Source organism: Bacillus sp. FSL M8-0077 (assembly GCF_038050255.1).
Taxonomy (GTDB): domain Bacteria; phylum Bacillota; class Bacilli; order Bacillales; family Bacillaceae; genus Bacillus; species Bacillus altitudinis.
The window spans coordinates 15,001-33,180 of the sequence record NZ_JBBPAF010000001.1; the positions used below are offsets into that span (position 1 = coordinate 15,001).

Below are 18,180 nucleotides of genomic sequence, written 5' to 3' on the forward strand. Positions count from 1 at the left end.
CCATTTGCTTGTTCTACCTTCACTAAAGTAGAGGGCTGTTTTTGAAACTCCAGAATATGACCCATTTCAGGTATTTTTGAAAGGAGATTGATCATCGTAAATCGCTCATCTTCAAGACCATTTAAATGAAATAAGTGCTTTAATACGTGCATACATAATCCGTTTCGCTGAATCTTTACTTCATCCTCACTAAAACGATAATGTTGCTTCTTTCTTTTTCTTGAGGTGACGCCATGAGCTAAGACAGAGGTTTGAGAAGGATAGTCGGGATCGACTGTTAGCAAACATGCCTTTAACAGCTGTGCCATTCCATAAAACAATAAAATCGGTTTTAGTTCAAGAGGAGCTGAAGCTGCTTGATCATAAAATGTATGACCATGCTTTAAAAAGTAAATAAATCGTTCACAGTTTTTATAGGCTTGCTGGTTTGCATCCTGAATGTTCCGTTTTTCGTACTGTTGAAATAGAAACTTTTGGGAAGTTTCAAGTGAGTAAAAACGTTTTAAATCCTTCCATCCTGAACTTTTCATCTTCTTCCTCAACTCTCTTTATATTTTCTAAAAATTGCAACTGTTTGTTGCTTCCTTGACATGCTGTTTCCTAGTTGATAATCTACATATAATATTTTGCCGAAAAGAGGGGGATTTACTAATGTGGGAAAGTAAATTTTCAAAAGAAGGTTTGACGTTTGACGATGTGTTGCTTGTTCCAGCAAAGTCTGAGGTGCTTCCGCGTGATGTCAATTTATCAGTTGAGTTAACAAACACTTTAAAGTTGAACATTCCAATTATTAGTGCAGGAATGGATACTGTGACGGAATCACAAATGGCGATTGCAATGGCGCGTCAAGGTGGTCTTGGAATTATCCATAAGAACATGTCTATTGAGCAGCAAGCAGAACAAGTGGACAAAGTAAAACGTTCAGAGCGTGGCGTTATTACAAATCCATTTTTCTTAACACCGGATCATCAAGTATTCGATGCAGAACATTTAATGGGTAAATATCGTATTTCTGGTGTACCGATTGTCAATAACGAACAAGATCAAAAGCTTGTTGGGATTATTACGAACCGTGACCTTCGTTTTATTTCGGATTATTCAATGAAGATTAGCGACGTGATGACAAAAGAGGAACTTGTGACAGCTTCTGTTGGAACAACATTAGAAGAAGCTGAAAAAATCCTTCAGCAATATAAAATTGAAAAATTACCTCTTTTAGATGACGAAGGAACTTTAAAAGGCCTCATCACCATCAAAGATATTGAAAAAGTGATTGAATTCCCTAACTCCTCTAAAGATGCACATGGCCGTTTAATTGTAGGTGCCGCTGTAGGTGTCACTGGCGATACAATGACTCGTGTGAAAAAATTAGTAGAAGCCAATGTTGATGTGATCGTTATTGATACAGCACACGGTCATTCTCAAGGTGTTCTAGACACTGTATCGAAAATCCGTGAAACATATCCTTCTCTTAACATCATTGCTGGTAATGTTGCAACAGCTGAAGCAACAAAAGCATTGTTTGAAGCTGGAGCAGATATTGTAAAAGTGGGAATTGGACCAGGATCGATTTGTACAACACGTGTTGTTGCAGGAGTCGGTGTACCACAAATCACAGCGATTTATGATTGTGCAACAGAAGCAAGAAAACATGGTAAATCTATTATTGCAGATGGTGGAATTAAATATTCAGGTGATATCGTGAAAGCATTGGCTTCTGGTGGACATGCTGTTATGCTTGGAAGCCTTCTTGCTGGTACATCTGAAAGCCCAGGAGAAACAGAAATTTTCCAAGGTAGACGTTTCAAAGTATATCGTGGTATGGGTTCTGTTGCTGCAATGGAAAAAGGAAGTAAAGATCGTTACTTCCAAGAAGATAATAAAAAATTCGTTCCAGAAGGTATCGAAGGACGTACACCGTATAAAGGACCAGTTGTTGATACTATTTACCAACTTGTTGGCGGTATTCGCTCTGGTATGGGCTACTGTGGAACACAGGACTTACGTACTCTTAGAGAAGAAGCACAATTCATTCGCATGACAGGTGCAGGTCTTCGTGAGAGTCATCCACATGATGTACAAATTACAAAAGAATCACCAAACTACACAATTTCTTGATATATTGTGACAATCAAATTACATTTGACAGGGTCTATGACTCTGTCTATTTTTTTTGTCTTTATTGTGATAAAATTTATACTGTTGTGTCGAAATAAGCCCTTGTGGATTAAATATATATGAAAAACGTCGAAAAAAGATGAATACGGAGGTATGACGATTGAACAGCAAGATGTTGAAACAGCTTATGGTCTCTATCCTTGCATTGGCATTGATTGTTACTGCATTTACCCCAATGTCCAAAGCAAAAGCGGCTGAAGATCCATTCAATGTGAATGCGAAAGCAGCCATCCTTATTGAAGCTTCTACAGGTAAAATTCTTTATAGTAAAAATGCAGAACAAAGACTGCCTATTGCTAGTATGGCAAAGATGATGACAGAGTATCTATTACTAGAGGCTATTGCTGAAGGCAAAGTGAAATGGGATCAAACATATACGCCAGATGATTATGTGTACGAAATTTCCCAAGACCGCAGTTTATCCAATGTTCCATTGAGAAAAGATGGTTCGTATACTGTCAAAGAACTTTATCAAGCAACGGCTATTTATTCAGCAAATGCAGCAGCAATTGGTCTAGCAGAGGTAATCGCTGGATCAGAATCAAAGTTTGTTGAAAAAATGAACGCAAAAGCAAAAGAACTTGGCTTAACCAATTACAAATTCGTGAATGCAACTGGATTAGAAAATAAAGACTTACATGGCAAACAGCCAAAAGGTACGGGACCTGATGAAGAAAGTGAAGTATCCGCAAAGGATATGGCTTTGCTTGCACAGCATCTCATCAAAGATCATCCAGAAATTCTTGAAACAGCAAGCATCGCGAAAACAAAGTTCAGAGAAGGCACAGATGATGAAATGGACATGCCAAACTGGAACTTTATGCTTAAAGGACTTGTGAAAGAATATGAAGGCGTAGACGGTCTGAAAACGGGCTCTACTGATTCAGCTGGTTCTAGTTTCACAGGTACAGCAAAACGCGGTGACATGCGTGTAATCGCAGTTATCCTTAATGCTAAAGGGAATCTTCATACAGCTCGTTTCGATGTGGCGAAAAAATTGTTCGATTATGCCTTTAAAAACTTCACGATGAAAGAAATGTACAAAAAAGGCCAACAGATCAAGGGAAATGAAAACATCGAAGTCGATAAAGGGAAAGATAAAGAAGTACCCGTCGTGACGAAAGAAGCTTTCTCTGTACCGGTTAAAAATGGTGACGAGAAGAGCTATAAAGCGAAAGTAAATATTGATAAAAAGAACCTAGAAGCTCCTATTAAAAAAGGAACGAAGGTTGGCATGCTGACGACTTCTTATTCTGGTGATGAGAAGGACTACGGCTATTTGAGTAAAGACCAATCAGGTGTTGAGCTTGTGACGAAAACAGGTGATGAAAAAGCAAACTGGTTCATCCTTGCAATGCGTGGTGTAGGTGGATTCTTCGCTGGCATTTGGGGCGGAATCGTTGACACAGTAAAAGGTTGGTTCTAATAAAAAAACTGCTCTCTATATGTGAGAGCAGTCAGCGTGAAGAGAAAGTGAGGGTTTTTAAGACAAGATGTCCACAAAACCCTCATTTTTGTCTTTTGAACTGTTCAAGAAACGATATATGGTGTTTTTCATTTGGAGTTTATTCAATATACGGTGTATTTAAAATTTCAAAAAACTGTCGAGGTTTTCTCGACAGCCTGACTGCTCTCTATATGTGAGAGCAGTTTTTTTATCGTTAAAAGAAAAGAGATTGTTTGTGGTTTTGAGGTGTAGACAAGGCCTGCTGAAAAATACCACATAACTTTTCCATCCCTTCTGTCAGTGCCTTTTCATTCACATAAGAAAAACTGAGACGTATATAATTCTGCTTCGGCTCCCCAGGATAGCAGACAGACCCAGGCAGGAAGGTGATTTGCTGCTTCCGTGCCTCATGTAATAGGGCACGTGTATCGACCCAGGAAGGAAAGCTAAGCCATAAATTGAGCCCGCCCTGTGGGATTTGCCACGTGACGTCCTTTGGTGCATGCTTTGTCAACACATCCATCATCAAATCGCGTCTCACCTTCAAGGCAGTTCTTAATTTTTTCGTATGATCGATCATCTTCTTGGATGTGAGAAACGGTAAGATCGCCTTTTGGGTGAGAAGTGGGCTCCCTAAATCATTATTGGCCTTTGCTGCTAATAAACGGTTAAATATAGAGCCTGACGCTGTAATAATTCCTATTCTGCATCCTGGAGCCAGTGTCTTGCTTAATCCTCGTAAATAAATGACGTGTCCATCGTGATCAAGGCTTTTAATAGGTGCCGGCGGTTTCTTTTCAAAATAAAGCTCACGATAAGGATCATCTTCTACAATGAGACAATCAATGCTTTGTGCCAGTAAAAGCAGCTGTTTTCTTCGTTTCAACGACATACTGGCGCCTGTAGGACTGTGAAAAGTAGGAATGGTATAGATGAGCTTTGGTTTATATTTATCACAAATGCTTTGAAGCTGTTTCATGTTCATTCCTTCATGATCGACAGGAACCGTAATAATTCGTGCTCCTCTCCCCATAAAGACATCAATTGCGCCTGGATAGGTGGGTGCCTCCATGACAACTACATCATCCGGCCCGATAAATGTACGTGCCACTAAATCAAGTCCTTGCTGAGAACCGCTTGTGACAAGAATATTTTCAGGAGTAGAAGGGACATCTAATTTTTCTAGAAAAGATTGAATGACTTGACGAAGCTGAAGGTCACCTTGTATTTCTCCGTATTTTGACATGATTTGAGGATGCCTGGCTAGGACATGCTGCATTTCTTTTTCTAAATACCGGTTAGGTAAAAGACCAGGATCAATCATAGAGGAAGAAAGATTAATGGCTTCTTCTACATAGTGATACTGAGCGAATTGAGACCTTGGTAAATAATCTGGGATCGATAATTGCCAATCGAAAGAAGTAGATGATTGAACTGGGATGTCAGTTTGCTCATGCTGCTCATTCACAAACGTACCTTTTCCTTGTACAGTCGTTAAAAATCCGTCGTCCTTAAGCCGTGTATAGGCTTTTGCTGCTGTGACAAGACTCACATTGAGCTGTTTCGCTAGATCACGTACAGTCGGCAGCTTATCGCCTTGCTGAAGCAGACCTGATTGAATGTGATCAACGATGGAGAAGTAAATCTGATTCGAAAGAGATGTATCTGAATGTCGATGGATATCAATATGCATGAGAATCCTCCAATGAGCGTGAAATTGTTATACATGGTTTCAGATTGTTATAGTTACATTATAACATGTCAAATACTCTTAAAAGAGGTAATGATGCTTTTTTCACTATAAAATCTTGATGTATAAGGGTTTATCCTTTTTTGTGAGCTAATTGAATTGTTATACTATTCTCTTTATTGTTATACTCTATCGCTTGTATGATAAAGGTGTTGAATCAATCGAATAGACAAATGGGAGGAAACAATTGTGAGCAATAAGGGAACTGAACGAGTAAAACGTGGAATGGCAGAAATGCAAAAAGGTGGCGTCATTATGGATGTCGTCAATGCTGAGCAGGCAAAAATCGCAGAAGAAGCAGGCGCAGTGGCAGTGATGGCACTAGAACGAGTACCAGCTGATATCCGTGCAGCAGGCGGTGTTGCCCGTATGGCAGATCCAAGAATCGTAGAAGAAGTACAAAATGCAGTAACGATTCCAGTCATGGCAAAAGCACGTATCGGCCACATCGTGGAAGCTCGTGTTCTTGAAGCACTTGGTGTTGATTATATTGATGAGAGTGAAGTGCTGACGCCCGCAGATGAGGAATTCCATTTAAATAAAAATGAATACACGGTACCTTTCGTATGTGGCTGTCGTGATCTAGGTGAGGCGACTCGCCGTATTGCAGAAGGCGCTTCAATGCTACGGACAAAAGGTGAGCCTGGTACAGGAAACATTGTAGAAGCTGTCCGTCATATGAGAAAGGTCAATGCTCAAATTCGTAAAGTGGCGGCAATGAGTGAAGATGAATTGATGACAGAAGCCAAAAATTTAGGCGCACCTTATGAATTATTGGTTCAAATTAAAAAAGAAGGAAAATTGCCAGTTGTAAATTTTGCAGCTGGAGGTGTTGCGACACCAGCAGATGCAGCATTAATGATGCAGCTTGGAGCAGATGGTGTATTTGTCGGCTCTGGTATCTTCAAATCAGACAATCCAGCTAAATTTGCAAAAGCGATTGTAGAAGCAACGACTCATTTCACAGATTACCGTCTGATTGCAGAGCTTTCTAAAGAGCTTGGAACAGCGATGAAAGGAATTGAAATTTCAAATCTACTGCCAGAAGAGCGTATGCAAGAGCGTGGCTGGTAATTAAGGGAGCGCGACGAACATGCTAACAATTGGTGTACTAGGGCTTCAAGGAGCGGTGAGAGAGCATATTCAATCCATTGAAGCGTGTGGCGCAGCGGGAAAGATCATCAAGCGGGTAGAGGAGTTAGAAATTGTTGACGGTCTCATTATCCCTGGTGGTGAAAGTACGACAATGAGAAGACTCATGGATACGTACCAATTCATTGAACCGATTAAAGCGTTCGCTGCTCAAGGTAAACCGATATTTGGGACTTGTGCCGGTTTGATTATGCTGGCAAAGCATATAGAAGATCGAGAAGATGCTCATCTTGGCCTGTTAAATGTATCTGTTGCACGTAATTCGTTTGGCAGACAGGTAGACAGCTTTGAAGCAGATGTAGAAGTGAAAGGACTGGATGCGCCGTTTACAGGAGTGTTCATCCGTGCGCCTCATATCATCAGCGCAGATGAGAGCGTAGAGGTCATGGCTGAGTATGACGGCAGGATTGTGATGGCGAAAGAAAACAATATCTTAGGTTGTTCTTTTCATCCAGAGCTGACAGATGACCACCGGTTAACACAGCTGTTTGTTGAGATGGTGGAGTCCTATAAAACGAAGCTCGCTGTATAAAACGGTTGAAAAGAGATAAAACTTATAGTACATTAAAATCACAATCAAAGATCGAAAAAGCGTTGACGGGAAATAGTAAGAAGCCCCTCTTTCTCAGAGAGCCGATGGTTGGTGAGAATCGGTGAAAGATGCATTCTGAATCCATCCTTGAGCGAAATGCTGAAACAAGAAGTAAGCATTTACGGTGATGCCGTTACAGAGGAAAGAGGAAAGCATGCTTTTGGCGTGTTTTCAATCAGGGTGGCAACGCGAGAGCTCTCGTCCCTTTCATGGGATGAGGGCTCTTTTTATTTTTCGATAAAAAAGGAGTGTTACACATGCTGGATATTAAACAACTGCGCACGGATTTTGATCAAATCAAAGAAAAATTAGCCCATCGAGGCGAAGATTTAGCGGATTTTGATAAGTTTGGTGAGCTGGATCAAAAAAGAAGAGAGTTAATCGGCAAAACAGAAGTATTAAAGAGCCGAAGAAATGAAGTATCACAGCAAGTGGCTGTTCTAAAAAGAGAAAAGAAAGACGCCGATCACATTATTCAAGAAATGCGTGAGGTAGGCGATGAGATTAAGAAGTTGGATGATGAATTAAGAACAGTAGAGGAAAGCCTGCAAACCATCCTGTTCTCAATTCCAAACATCCCTCATGATTCTGTACCAGTCGGTGAGACAGAAGATGACAACATTGAAGTGAGAAAATGGGGCGAACAGCCAGGCTTCTCATTTGAACCTAAGCCGCATTGGGATGTAGCGGATGAGCTGAAGATTTTGGATTTTGAACGTGCAGGAAAAGTGACAGGAAGCCGTTTTGTTTTTTATAAAGGGCTAGGCGCACGGTTAGAGCGTGCACTTTATAACTTTATGCTGGATTTACACGTAGATGAATTTGGTTTTACTGAAGTACTACCACCTTATATGGTCAACAGAGCAAGCATGACAGGAACTGGACAGCTTCCAAAGTTTGAAGAGGATGCTTTTAAAATTCGAGAAGAAGATTATTTCCTCATTCCAACGGCTGAAGTGCCAATTACGAACATGCACCGTGACGAAATTCTTGAAGGAGAGCAGCTGCCAATCAATTATGCAGCATTTAGTGCTTGCTTTAGATCAGAAGCTGGTTCTGCTGGCAGAGATACGCGCGGACTCATCCGTCAGCACCAATTTAACAAAGTAGAGCTTGTGAAATTTGTCAGACCAGAAGATTCTTATGAAGAATTAGAGAAACTAACAAACCAAGCAGAAAAAGTTCTTCAGTTATTGAACCTGCCATACCGTGTCATGAGCATGTGTACAGGAGATTTAGGCTTTACGGCTGCGAAGAAATACGATATCGAAGTATGGATTCCGAGTCAAAATACGTATCGTGAAATTTCTTCTTGCAGTAACTTTGAAGCGTTCCAAGCGAGACGAGCGAACATTCGTTTCCGCCCTGAGCCTAAAGCAAAGCCAGAACACGTCCACACATTAAATGGATCTGGTTTAGCGGTAGGAAGAACTGTTGCAGCTATTTTAGAAAACTATCAACAAGAGGATGGAACAGTGATCATTCCTGAGGTGTTACGTCCTTATATGGGAAATAAAGAAGTGATAAAATAGGATGCCGTCATGGCATCTTATTCTTTTTACCTAAACTTCTACAGCTTTTCTAAAATAAGCCGATAAAAGAACTAAAAGCATCTAGGAAAGAAGGAATAACCTTGAATAGGCTTGACTATTATGTTGAAATGGCTCAATTACTTAGAAAAGTTCTAGATGAAAGTGTCCTTTTCGGCATCACTGATACAGAGAAGGTACTTTGCTATTATCCATCGACCACAGTAGATTTTGGCATTAAAGTAGGGGACGCTTTAAACCCAGAGGACCAAAACGTGGCGACGACATTAAGAGGACAAGAATATGATGGGCATTTGCCAGAGTCTTTATATGGTTATGAAATTGCTGTAAAAGGTTATCCGATTTTTGATGAAGATAGAAAAGTGATTGGCTCTTTTTTAGTGGCTTTTTCACATCATCGTGAGAAGCAATTAAGCGGCTATATGGAACATATCAATAAAGTAGCGAAAGAGTTACAAGGTGGAATTGAGCAAATTGCTGCCCATTCACAGGAGCTTGCTGCGACAAGCTTAGAAATTAGTGAGCAGGCCGGAAGAGCAGAAGAGAAATCCGCAAACATTGAAGAAGTCGTCAAAACCATTGGTGGTATCGCGAGACAAACAAACCTGCTAGGACTCAATGCTGCAATTGAAGCGGCAAGAGCAGGTGAAAATGGAAAAGGCTTTGCTGTTGTTGCAGACGAAGTACGTAAGTTATCAGATGGATCAAAGGAAGCAGCTGAAACCATTAATGCATTTTTAAAAGAAATCCAGGACAGCATTGGCACTTTATCTGAAAACATCTCACAAATCAGCAGTTCAACGAACGAACAAGCTAAACAAGTGACAGACTTTACAAAGATTATCGAATCATTAAATGATTTTAAAGAAGAGATGAATCTTTTTATTGAAGACATTAGACAGGATACGAATTAAATGAAGAGTAGCCGATAATCGGCTACTTCAGCGTGTAGACAAACCCTCGCATTCTTTGTCAGTCCTGCGTGCTGGTGCTCACGAATGTCGAATTCGCTCCGCGCTAGTACTCGTCCTTTCTAGACTGCAAAGGTTTTCTATCACGCTGAAAAGAAGACAAAAGGCTAAAATAAAGTTCATTTTAGCCTTTTCAGCTTGTAGACAAAGTCTACAGGCTTTTTTGTATAATAAGGGTAATAACACTAATCTGTGGGGGATAAATATGTTATCGAAACGTGAAGAAGAAAGACGAAATCAATTAGAAGTAGTGGCTTTAGATGAATTAGTGCCTCAAGATCATCTTGTACGAAAAATTGATCAAGCGATCGACTTTGATTTCGTTTATGATCTTGTCAAAGATCATTATAGTTCTGACAATGGTAGACCAAGTGTTGATCCCGTTGTTCTCATTAAGATGGTCTTAATTCAATATCTATTTGGCATTCGCTCTATGCGGCAAACCATTAAAGAAATTGAAACCAACGTGGCTTATCGTTGGTTTATTGGATATGGATTTTCTGAGAAAATCCCGCACTTTTCTACCTTCGGTAAAAACTACGTGAGACGCTTCCATGATACAGATTTATTCGAACAAATTTTTTACCGAATCTTAAGAGAAGCGATGAAAAAAGGACTCGTTGACCCTTCTATTGCCTTCATTGACTCCACTCATGTAAAAGCGAATGCCAATAAGAAAAAACTTGAAAAGAAAATTGTTCGAGTAGAGACGAGAAGTTATCAAAATCAGCTTCATGAGGAGATCAATATTGACCGTGAAGAACATGGAAAAAAGCCTTTACCCCTACAGAATAAAGAAGAGACAAAAGAAATCAAGGTAAGTACGACTGATCCAGAGAGTGGCTACTATGTGAAGGATGAGCGAGAAAAATCATTTGCCTATTCATTTCATACGGCTTGTGATTCTAAAGGATTTTTATTTTAGGATCACTGGTCACTGGTGGAAATGTTCATGATAGTCGTATGTTGGATTCACTCGTATTAAAGGTGACAGAAAAAGTCGGAAAACCATTTGTAGTCGCAGTAGATGCAGGATATAAAACACCTTACATCGCTAAGTTTTTAATGGATCAAGAGATAAGACCTGTCATGCCTTACACTCGTCCAAGAACAAAAGCTGGTTATTTGAAAAAGAATGAATACGTGTATGATGCATATTTTGATTGTTACATTTGCCCCAACGGGCAAATTCTCTCTTATCGTACAACGACTAGAGAAGGCTATAAGCAATATGCGTCTGATTCAGAGGTATGTAAATCCTGCTCGTTTTTAAATAACTGTACACAAAGTCAAAATCACACCAAACAAATTCATCGGCATATTTGGCAGGACTATCTAGATGAAGCAGACCATCTGAGACTGACACAAATGAATAAAGACATTTATGCAAAACGGAAAGAAACAATAGAACGCGTTTTTGCGGATGCAAAAGAAAAGCATGGTATGCGTTGGACGAAACTTCGTGGACTCAAAAAAGTTTCAATGCAGGCGATGCTTACTTTCGCTGCCATGAATCTCAAAAAGCTAGCAAACTGGACATGGAAAGGACCATGTCCAGCCTAAGACAACAGATAAATTTTATCAAAATCAGTGAAAACCCCACTTTTACTTTAAGTAAAAGTGGGGTTTGTCTACGGTCTGAAAAGGCTAAAATAAAGTTCATTTTAGCCTTTTGTCAACAATCTGGAGCAGCCGATAATCGGCTGCTTTTTATAGGCTAAACATCATTCCAAAATCAAATGTTGAAATTTTTTTCGGAAAGATGTTGACTTAAAATAAGATGATATGATATATTAATTCTTGTCGATACGGAGGAATACCCAAGTCCGGCTGAAGGGATCGGTCTTGAAAACCGACAGGGGTGTCAAAGCCCGCGGGGGTTCGAATCCCTCTTCCTCCGCCATATTGATTTTACCTTAGTTGAATTGAAACGCATAAAAATTGGAAATTGTCAAACCGCTGCATTCAAGAAATGCAGCGGTTTTTTTATTTTGTGTTAGAGCGATTCTTTTGAATAACAGAAGCAATTTCATGAAGAATTGGATCAAGTGAGCTTTCGTCATGAAGTAAGTCATAATCTTCAATATTAATTTTAATCACAGGGCACAGGTCAAATTGTTCAATCCATTCTGTATATCGAGTGTACATTTCTTCCCAATATGCTCGATCGGTTTGAGTTTCCATCTCTCTCCCGCGCTCTTCAATACGATGTAATATATGATCTAAATCCCCATGTAAGTAAATTAGGACATCTGGGTGAGGGAAGTAAGGTGTCATCACCATCGCCTCAAATAGACTCGTATACGTTTCATAGTCTACCTCTGACATGGTACCTTTGTCTGCGTGCATTTTAGCAAAAATGCCAGTGTCCTCATAAATTGACCGATCTTGTACATAACCTCCACCAGACTCGAAGATTCGTTTCTGCTCCTTAAAACGTTCAGCTAGGAAATAGACCTGTAAATGAAAGCTCCATCTTTGAAAATCTGAGTAGAAAGGTTCTAAGTATGGATTATCATCTACTTTTTCGAGAGAAGTTTGAAATCCTAGCTTGTCCGCTATTGTTTTCGTCATGGTCGATTTCCCGACACCAACTGTCCCTGCAATTGTAATGACAGCATCCTTTGGTATTTCGATATTTTTCATAGTACTTGCTCCTTTATGTTCTGTACAATTTGCTGGTAATCTTGCTGTGAGGAAACGAAGTCTGTATGATCGCCTTCAATTGTAATGATAGGAAGCCCTGGGTCAGTTTGTTTTAAATGATCGATGGCTAACTCATAATCTTCAATCAGGGTTTTTAAATAAGCTGGATCAATGTCTTCTTCAAAAGATCGGCCTCTCATCTTTATTCTATCAAGTAAGGTGGGAAGGCTGGCTTTTATATAGATCATGGCATTTGGTTTAGGAAGATCATCTGTCAGCAAGTGATAGATCTTTTTATATTTATCCATGTGCTTTTTGGATAAGGTTCTTTCTGCAAATATCATATTTTTATAGACATGATAATCAGTGACAATCGGCTGCTGTTTTTTGATATAGTTTTCTTCAATAGATTCTAACTGTTTAAACCGATTGCATAGAAAGAACATCTCAAGCTGAAAGCTCCATTGGTCCATATCTTCATAAAATTTATCTAAGAATGGATTTTCTTCTACAATTTCTTTGACTAAAGGAAATTGAAATTCCTTTGAAAGCATTGTAGCCAAGGTTGTTTTTCCGGCTCCAATTGGGCCTTCCACTGCAATAAAAGGGGCAGGATACATAGGCGATCTCCTCTATCTATAAAGTTGTCAAACCAATGTATATTGTACCATACCCCTTCTGAGAGATAGAGCGAATGAATTACGATGTCGTTCTTTTTTCAATATTAAATTGATCTGATAACAACAACCAGTTTTGTGGGAAGGATAGACCTAATTTCCAGTAAGCAATTCCATTTAGGTTTAACTCTTTAATAAGATTAAATTTGGCTTGAATGGATCTTGCGTCTTCAAACCAAACCTCGTGTTCTTTGTTGTTAGCATCTGTATAACGGAAATAAGGTGCTTGTGCTGTTTCGTCATATAGAATGGATACATTATTCTCTCTAGCAATGGCGATCGCTTGTTGAGGGCTGACGGCTTTGGCGATAGGGCCTCCTTGAACATAAGGAAGCGTCCAATCATAACCATATAAATTCTGCCCCATCACAATTTTATTGGCAGGTATGACAGTCAGTGCATATTCAATGACTTGGCGTACGGGGCCGATTGGAGAGACGGCTTGTGCAGGCCCGCCGCTGTATCCCCACTCATAAGTCATCAGTACAACATGATCAACAATCTTACCAATTGCTTCATAGTCATGCGCCTCATACCATTTTCCTTTCTGTTCACTGCTTGTTTTAGGAGCAAGTGCCACAGAAATAGTCCAACCCTGTTGATGAAAACGAGTTGTTGCCTCTCTTAAAAATTGAAGGTAAGCTTCTTTATCGACAGGGCGTAAATATTCAAAGTCAAAATGGATTTCTTTTAGTTGATACTTTTGAGCAACGCGGACGATTTCATTTAAAAATGTCGTTTTGACAGATTGATTTGTTAAAAGGATTCGCCCGAGTTCATCACTAAATTTATCATTCTCTAGATTTGTGACTACCATGGATAAAACCGTTCTGTTTTGAGCGGCAATCTGAGGTAATTGATCTAACGGTGGTTCGCGAAGTGTGCCGTCTCTTTGCGCTTGAAAACTAAAGGCACCGAGATGGGTTAAGTATGGAGATGCCTCTCTGGCTGCTTGTTTTAAGTTTTCGCTGACTTGGTTTCCGCGTGGTTCTATATAAGCATTAGAATTAATATTTCTTTTCGGTCTTTGTGGAATATAAAGCAAAAAACGAATAGGCAATATGGCTTCAGGCCGAATCCGATTCACACGTGCCAATTCTTCTACGGAAATTTCAAATCTCCTTCCAATTTGATAAAGTGTATCATTTTGTTTGACTTCATAAAATTGACCTCTAATCGGGATGACAATTGTTTGTCCAACGACTAGTTGATTTGGTGTTTCGATGTCGTTGGTCCGAATGATTTCATTTGCCGTTGTTTTAAAACGCATGGCAATTTCATTTAATGTATCTCCTCTTTTGACAACATAAATTTGAATGGTCAACGCCCCCTTTGTTATTGCTAACAATTTATGAGGGTGATGGATAAATCATGTTTGATTTTCATCCGTGATCTCTTTAGTTGTTGTGATTTTGGCAAGAAGAACGTTCTCCATCATCGTTAAAGCGTACTCGTTGTCCCTATCATCATTTGAAGCAATACAATCTTTAGGTACAGTAAGGTTGTACTCTCGCATGTAAGCATCATTTGCAGTGAACAGGACACAGATGTTTCCGGCAATTCCAGTTAAAATAAGATCTTGCACACCTAATTCATTTAGGAGTGTCTCTAGTGCTGTTCCGTAAAAGGCAGAGTGCTTAGGTTTAATTAAGAAGTAATCATCTTTAGATGGTGCCATTTGCTCTAAAATAGGGGCACTTCTTTCGTTTTTGCATGTTTCCATAACAGCTTTGATATCAGCCTTCCAGAGTCCATAGTGGTCGTTGATATAGATAATTGGCCAATTTTTCTTGAAAGCGTGTCGTTTAAGGGCTAAAATTTTATTGGTCATTTGCTCTGTTTTTTCAGCGAGCACATGTCCCATTTCGAAATCAAAATTATTGATCATGTCAATAATAAGTAGTGCCTTTTGTTGTTTTGGCAAATCAAGACCCCCTTTAAAAGATTGTGATAATATGTTAACCTCAATATCCTTTAAAAAAACATGAAAAGAGAGCCGTGCTATGACGAAAGATGAACAGTTTATGCAAGAAGCTATTTCTGAAGCTTTGAAAGCAAAACAAATAGGAGAAGTTCCAATCGGTGCCGTCATCGTTGTTGATGATCAAATTGTAAGCCGTGCTCACAATTTAAGGGAAAGTGAACAGCGATCAATTGCTCATGCGGAATTACTTGCTATTGATGAAGCTTGTAAAATGACTGGTAGCTGGCGTTTAGAAGATGCTGTACTTTATGTTACACTCGAACCGTGCCCAATGTGTGCAGGCGCTATTGTACTTTCAAGAGTGAAAAAGGTCGTTTTTGGTGCCTATGATCCTAAAGGTGGATGTGCTGGTACTTTAATGAATTTATTGGACGATGAGCGGTTCAATCATCAGTCTGAAGTCGTTGGCGGTGTGCTTGAAAATGAGTGCGGTGAGCTGTTAAGTCAATTCTTTCGAGACCTCCGTCAGCGGAAGAAGCAGGCGAAAAGTAAATGAATGGATGTCGTTTGCAATTTTATCACTTTGAAGGTATACTTATGTCTGCGTCACTAACAATTTAATATTCATTTTGCCGTGCTAAGCGGGGAGGTAGCGGTGCCCTGTACTCGCAATCCGCTCTAGCGAGGCCGAATCCCTTCTCGAGGTTCGTTTACTTCAAGGTCTGCCTTAAATAAGTGGTGTTGACGTCTGGGTCCTGCGCAATGGGAATTCATGAACCATGTCAGGTCCGGAAGGAAGCAGCATTAAGTGAAACCTCTCATGTGCCGCAGGGTTGCCTGGGCCGAGCTAACTGTTTAAGTAACGCTTGGGGTAGCGAATCGACAGAAGGTGCACGGTAAATCAATATTAAATGTAACTCATCTAGTTTATCTAGGTGAGTTTTTTGTTGCTCTTGAAAGAATATATCAGTTGCTTTGTTTATACAAATAGCAAAAAAGCCTTTTTTGGGGTTAGGTATTTTTGGACAATCCACAAACAGAACAAATGTTCTCGTTGATCTAGCAGACATTTTCAGAAAGCAGGGAAATACGTTTTTTAATCAAGAAAAGTAAAAAGTCTTTAAAGGAAACGCCCTTTTTCGTTTATTAGAAAATAAAGGTGTACTTTTGAATTGATCGTTGCATCATGTATAATGAACATGATGATAAATGGAGGAGGGCGTATTTGTGAGTTATCAAGCTTTATACCGAGTGTTCAGACCTCAAGTTTTTGAGGATGTTGTTGGACAAGAACACATCACAAAAACGTTGCAAAATGCCCTTTTGCAGAAAAAGTTTTCTCATGCTTACTTATTTTCAGGTCCTAGAGGAACAGGTAAAACAAGTGCTGCTAAGATTTTTGCGAAGGCAGTGAACTGTGAAAAGTCACCTGTTAGTGAGCCGTGTAATGAGTGTGATGCCTGTAGAGGGATTACGACCGGTTCGATTTCAGACGTGATTGAAATAGATGCTGCCTCAAATAACGGGGTAGATGAAATTCGGGATATACGTGATAAAGTGAAATTTGCTCCTTCAGCGGTTACATATAAGGTTTATATTATAGATGAGGTACATATGCTCTCTATAGGGGCATTTAATGCACTTCTTAAAACGCTAGAGGAACCACCTGCTCATTGTATCTTTATTTTGGCTACCACAGAGCCTCATAAGATTCCTCTTACCATCATATCAAGATGTCAGAGATTTGATTTTAAACGGATCACGACAAAAGATATTGTTGGACGAATGGAGAAAATTGTAGATGCAGAAAGCCTAAATATACAAGAGGGTTCACTCGAGATTATTGCTAGTGCGGCAGATGGAGGCATGCGTGACGCACTCAGTCTCCTTGACCAAGCGATCTCATTTAGTGGTGAACAGCTCACAATTGATGATGCACTGCTCATTACAGGTGCTGTATCTCAGCATTTCATTAGTCAGCTTGCTGAAGCCATTTTTGAGCAAAATATTGCGATAGCTTTGGATACATTAAATGAATTGCTTCAACAGGGGAAAGATGCCGCTAAATTAATAGAGGATATGATCTTCTACTTTAGAGATATGCTCCTTTACAAAACAGCACCGGATCTTGAAGGTGTCCTTGAAAAAGTTAAAGTCGACGATAAGTTTGTGGCTCTTTCAGAACGTGTGGCACCTCAGTTTCTTTATGAAACGATTGAAGTGCTGAATAAAAGCCATCAGGAAATGAAATGGACAAACCATCCTAGAATTTTCTTTGAAGTAGCTGTGGTTAAGCTCTGTCAGTCAACGGCTGGTGCTGTATCATCTCCGGCTGATTCCGACCTAACAGCGTTAACGAATAAAATAGACAGGCTGGAACAGGAGCTATCTAGGCTAAAAGCTGAGGGTGTTCCAATGACTCAGTCTCAAAGTCCTCAAGAAAAAAAGGAAGCACCTCGACCTCAAACGAGTAATAAAAATGGCTATCGTGCACCTGTCGGCCGAATTCATGAGATTTTAAAAGAAGCGAAGCGGCCGGAGCTAGAAAAAATAAAAGGCAAATGGGGAGAGCTTCTTGCCCAATTAAAACAGCAAAATAAGGTATCTCACGCTGCGCTATTAACAGATAGTGAACCAGTTGCGGCGGCAACTCATGCCTTTGTTTTAAAATTCAAATTTGAAATACATTGTAAGATGGTGGCCGAAGATAAAAGTGGTGTTCGAACCAATCTTGAGCAACTGCTAGAATCTATGCTAGGAAAAAGAGTGGAATTAGTTGGCGTTCCAGACGCTCAATGGGGTAAAATAAGAGAAGAATTTTTAAGAGATCATCAGCCTGAAGAACAAGCAGATGGTCAGGCAGCTTCTGCTGAAGAAGATCCATTAATTGCAGAAGCAAAGAAGTTAGTAGGAACCGATTTAATTGAAATTAAAGATTAACAATTTGAAAGAGAGTGGTGTTCATATGCGCGGTGGAATGGGAAATATGCAAAAAATGATGAAACAAATGCAAAAAATGCAGAAGGATATGGCTAAGGCTCAAGAAGAGCTTGCAGAAAAAGTGCTTGAAGGTACGGCAGGTGGCGGCATGGTCACTGTAAAAGTAAATGGACAAAAAGAAGTCGTTGATGTGGCGATTAATGAAGAAGTTGTTGATCCTGAAGACATCGATATGCTTCAAGACCTTGTACTTGCAGCAACAAATGATGCATTGAAAAAAGTTGATGAACTAACGAATGAAACAATGGGTCAATTCACAAAAGGAATGAACATGCCAGGTTTATTCTAGGAGG

At 39.7% G+C, this 18,180-nt stretch carries 14 protein-coding genes, 1 tRNA gene, 1 other RNA gene, 2 pseudogenes and 1 other annotated feature (1 of these 19 only partly in view); of the genes and pseudogenes, 12 read left to right on the plus strand and 6 right to left on the minus strand.

What is annotated here, in order from left to right:
• Window positions 1-530: the 5' portion of a YaaC family protein gene (locus NST57_RS00065; protein ID WP_046342789.1), read on the minus strand. The gene continues 439 nt to the left of window position 1, outside the view; 530 of the gene's 969 nt are visible here — the first part of the coding sequence; its start codon is at window positions 528-530; the stop codon falls past the left edge of the window.
• Window positions 531-651: 121 nt separating this feature from the next.
• Here NST57_RS00065 and guaB point away from each other — a divergent pair, with 121 nt between their 5' ends.
• Window positions 652-2,118, plus strand: a complete 1,467-nt coding sequence (gene guaB / locus NST57_RS00070) for an IMP dehydrogenase (RefSeq protein ID WP_142153513.1) — start codon at window positions 652-654, stop codon at window positions 2,116-2,118.
• A 160-nt stretch (window positions 2,119-2,278) separates the two neighbouring features.
• Window positions 2,279-3,604 carry a serine hydrolase gene (locus NST57_RS00075; protein ID WP_142153515.1) on the plus strand — a complete coding sequence of 442 codons (1,326 nt, stop codon included), beginning with the start codon at window positions 2,279-2,281 and terminating at the stop codon, window positions 3,602-3,604.
• Window positions 3,605-3,839: 235 nt separating this feature from the next.
• Here NST57_RS00075 and pdxR read toward each other — a convergent pair whose 3' ends face one another.
• A complete protein-coding gene (pdxR, locus tag NST57_RS00080) occupies window positions 3,840-5,318 on the minus strand; it encodes a MocR-like pyridoxine biosynthesis transcription factor PdxR (protein ID WP_017359016.1) in 1,479 nt (492 codons plus the stop codon).
• Between the two features lie 246 nt (window positions 5,319-5,564).
• On the opposite strand from pdxR, the gene pdxS reads away from it, so the two are divergent.
• The 6 genes and pseudogenes from pdxS (at window position 5,565) to NST57_RS00110 (ending at window position 11,543) form a co-directional block, all read left to right on the plus strand.
• Window positions 5,565-6,449 (plus strand): pyridoxal 5'-phosphate synthase lyase subunit PdxS, encoded by an 885-nt coding sequence (gene pdxS / locus NST57_RS00085; protein ID WP_025206589.1) that lies wholly within the window; start codon window positions 5,565-5,567, stop codon window positions 6,447-6,449.
• 19 nt (window positions 6,450-6,468) lie between these two features.
• Window positions 6,469-7,059, plus strand: coding sequence for a pyridoxal 5'-phosphate synthase glutaminase subunit PdxT (gene pdxT / locus NST57_RS00090; RefSeq protein ID WP_008342030.1), 591 nt, complete (start codon window positions 6,469-6,471; stop codon window positions 7,057-7,059).
• A gap of 53 nt (window positions 7,060-7,112) precedes the next feature.
• Window positions 7,113-7,328 (plus strand) — a binding site (T-box leader).
• Between the two features lie 48 nt (window positions 7,329-7,376).
• Entirely contained in the window at window positions 7,377-8,651 is a 1,275-nt protein-coding gene (serS, locus tag NST57_RS00095; RefSeq protein ID WP_135227207.1) for a serine--tRNA ligase, read from the plus strand.
• Window positions 8,652-9,247: 596 nt separating this feature from the next.
• A pseudogene (locus tag NST57_RS20325) lies at window positions 9,248-9,583 on the plus strand (methyl-accepting chemotaxis protein); the annotation flags it as partial.
• Between the two features lie 262 nt (window positions 9,584-9,845).
• Window positions 9,846-11,203 (plus strand): annotated as a pseudogene (locus tag NST57_RS00105) (IS1182 family transposase).
• Window positions 11,204-11,450: 247 nt separating this feature from the next.
• Window positions 11,451-11,543: transfer RNA gene (locus NST57_RS00110), tRNA-Ser, on the plus strand.
• A gap of 83 nt (window positions 11,544-11,626) precedes the next feature.
• Here the strand turns inward: NST57_RS00110 and NST57_RS00115 are convergent.
• From NST57_RS00115 to NST57_RS00130, 4 genes are all read right to left on the minus strand, one after another.
• Window positions 11,627-12,286: a deoxynucleoside kinase gene (locus NST57_RS00115; protein ID WP_024719578.1), complete on the minus strand. Its 660-nt coding sequence runs from the start codon at window positions 12,284-12,286 to the stop codon at window positions 11,627-11,629.
• On the minus strand, window positions 12,283-12,906 hold the full coding sequence (locus tag NST57_RS00120; protein ID WP_341297812.1) for a deoxynucleoside kinase: 624 nt from the start codon (window positions 12,904-12,906) through the stop codon (window positions 12,283-12,285). Before NST57_RS00120 ends, NST57_RS00115 begins: the two co-directional genes overlap by 4 nt.
• Before the next feature lie 79 nt (window positions 12,907-12,985).
• Window positions 12,986-14,233 (minus strand): glycoside hydrolase family 18 protein, encoded by a 1,248-nt coding sequence (locus NST57_RS00125; RefSeq protein WP_445818807.1) that lies wholly within the window; start codon window positions 14,231-14,233, stop codon window positions 12,986-12,988.
• 99 nt (window positions 14,234-14,332) lie between these two features.
• Window positions 14,333-14,887 carry an isochorismatase family cysteine hydrolase gene (locus NST57_RS00130; protein ID WP_080987767.1) on the minus strand — a complete coding sequence of 185 codons (555 nt, stop codon included), beginning with the start codon at window positions 14,885-14,887 and terminating at the stop codon, window positions 14,333-14,335.
• A gap of 79 nt (window positions 14,888-14,966) precedes the next feature.
• Between NST57_RS00130 and tadA the strand changes: the two genes are divergently transcribed.
• The 4 genes from tadA to NST57_RS00150 all read left to right on the plus strand — a co-directional run bounded on the left by tadA (window position 14,967) and on the right by NST57_RS00150 (window position 18,176).
• Window positions 14,967-15,443, plus strand: a complete 477-nt coding sequence (tadA, locus tag NST57_RS00135) for a tRNA adenosine(34) deaminase TadA (protein ID WP_142153522.1) — start codon at window positions 14,967-14,969, stop codon at window positions 15,441-15,443.
• Between the two features lie 76 nt (window positions 15,444-15,519).
• Window positions 15,520-15,784: signal recognition particle sRNA large type (ffs, locus tag NST57_RS00140), an RNA gene on the plus strand.
• 330 nt (window positions 15,785-16,114) lie between these two features.
• Window positions 16,115-17,827, plus strand: a complete 1,713-nt coding sequence (gene dnaX / locus NST57_RS00145; protein ID WP_341297813.1) for a DNA polymerase III subunit gamma/tau — start codon at window positions 16,115-16,117, stop codon at window positions 17,825-17,827.
• Window positions 17,828-17,852: 25 nt separating this feature from the next.
• Window positions 17,853-18,176, plus strand: coding sequence for a YbaB/EbfC family nucleoid-associated protein (locus tag NST57_RS00150; protein WP_008342011.1), 324 nt, complete (start codon window positions 17,853-17,855; stop codon window positions 18,174-18,176).
• Window positions 18,177-18,180: the final 4 nt, after the last annotated feature.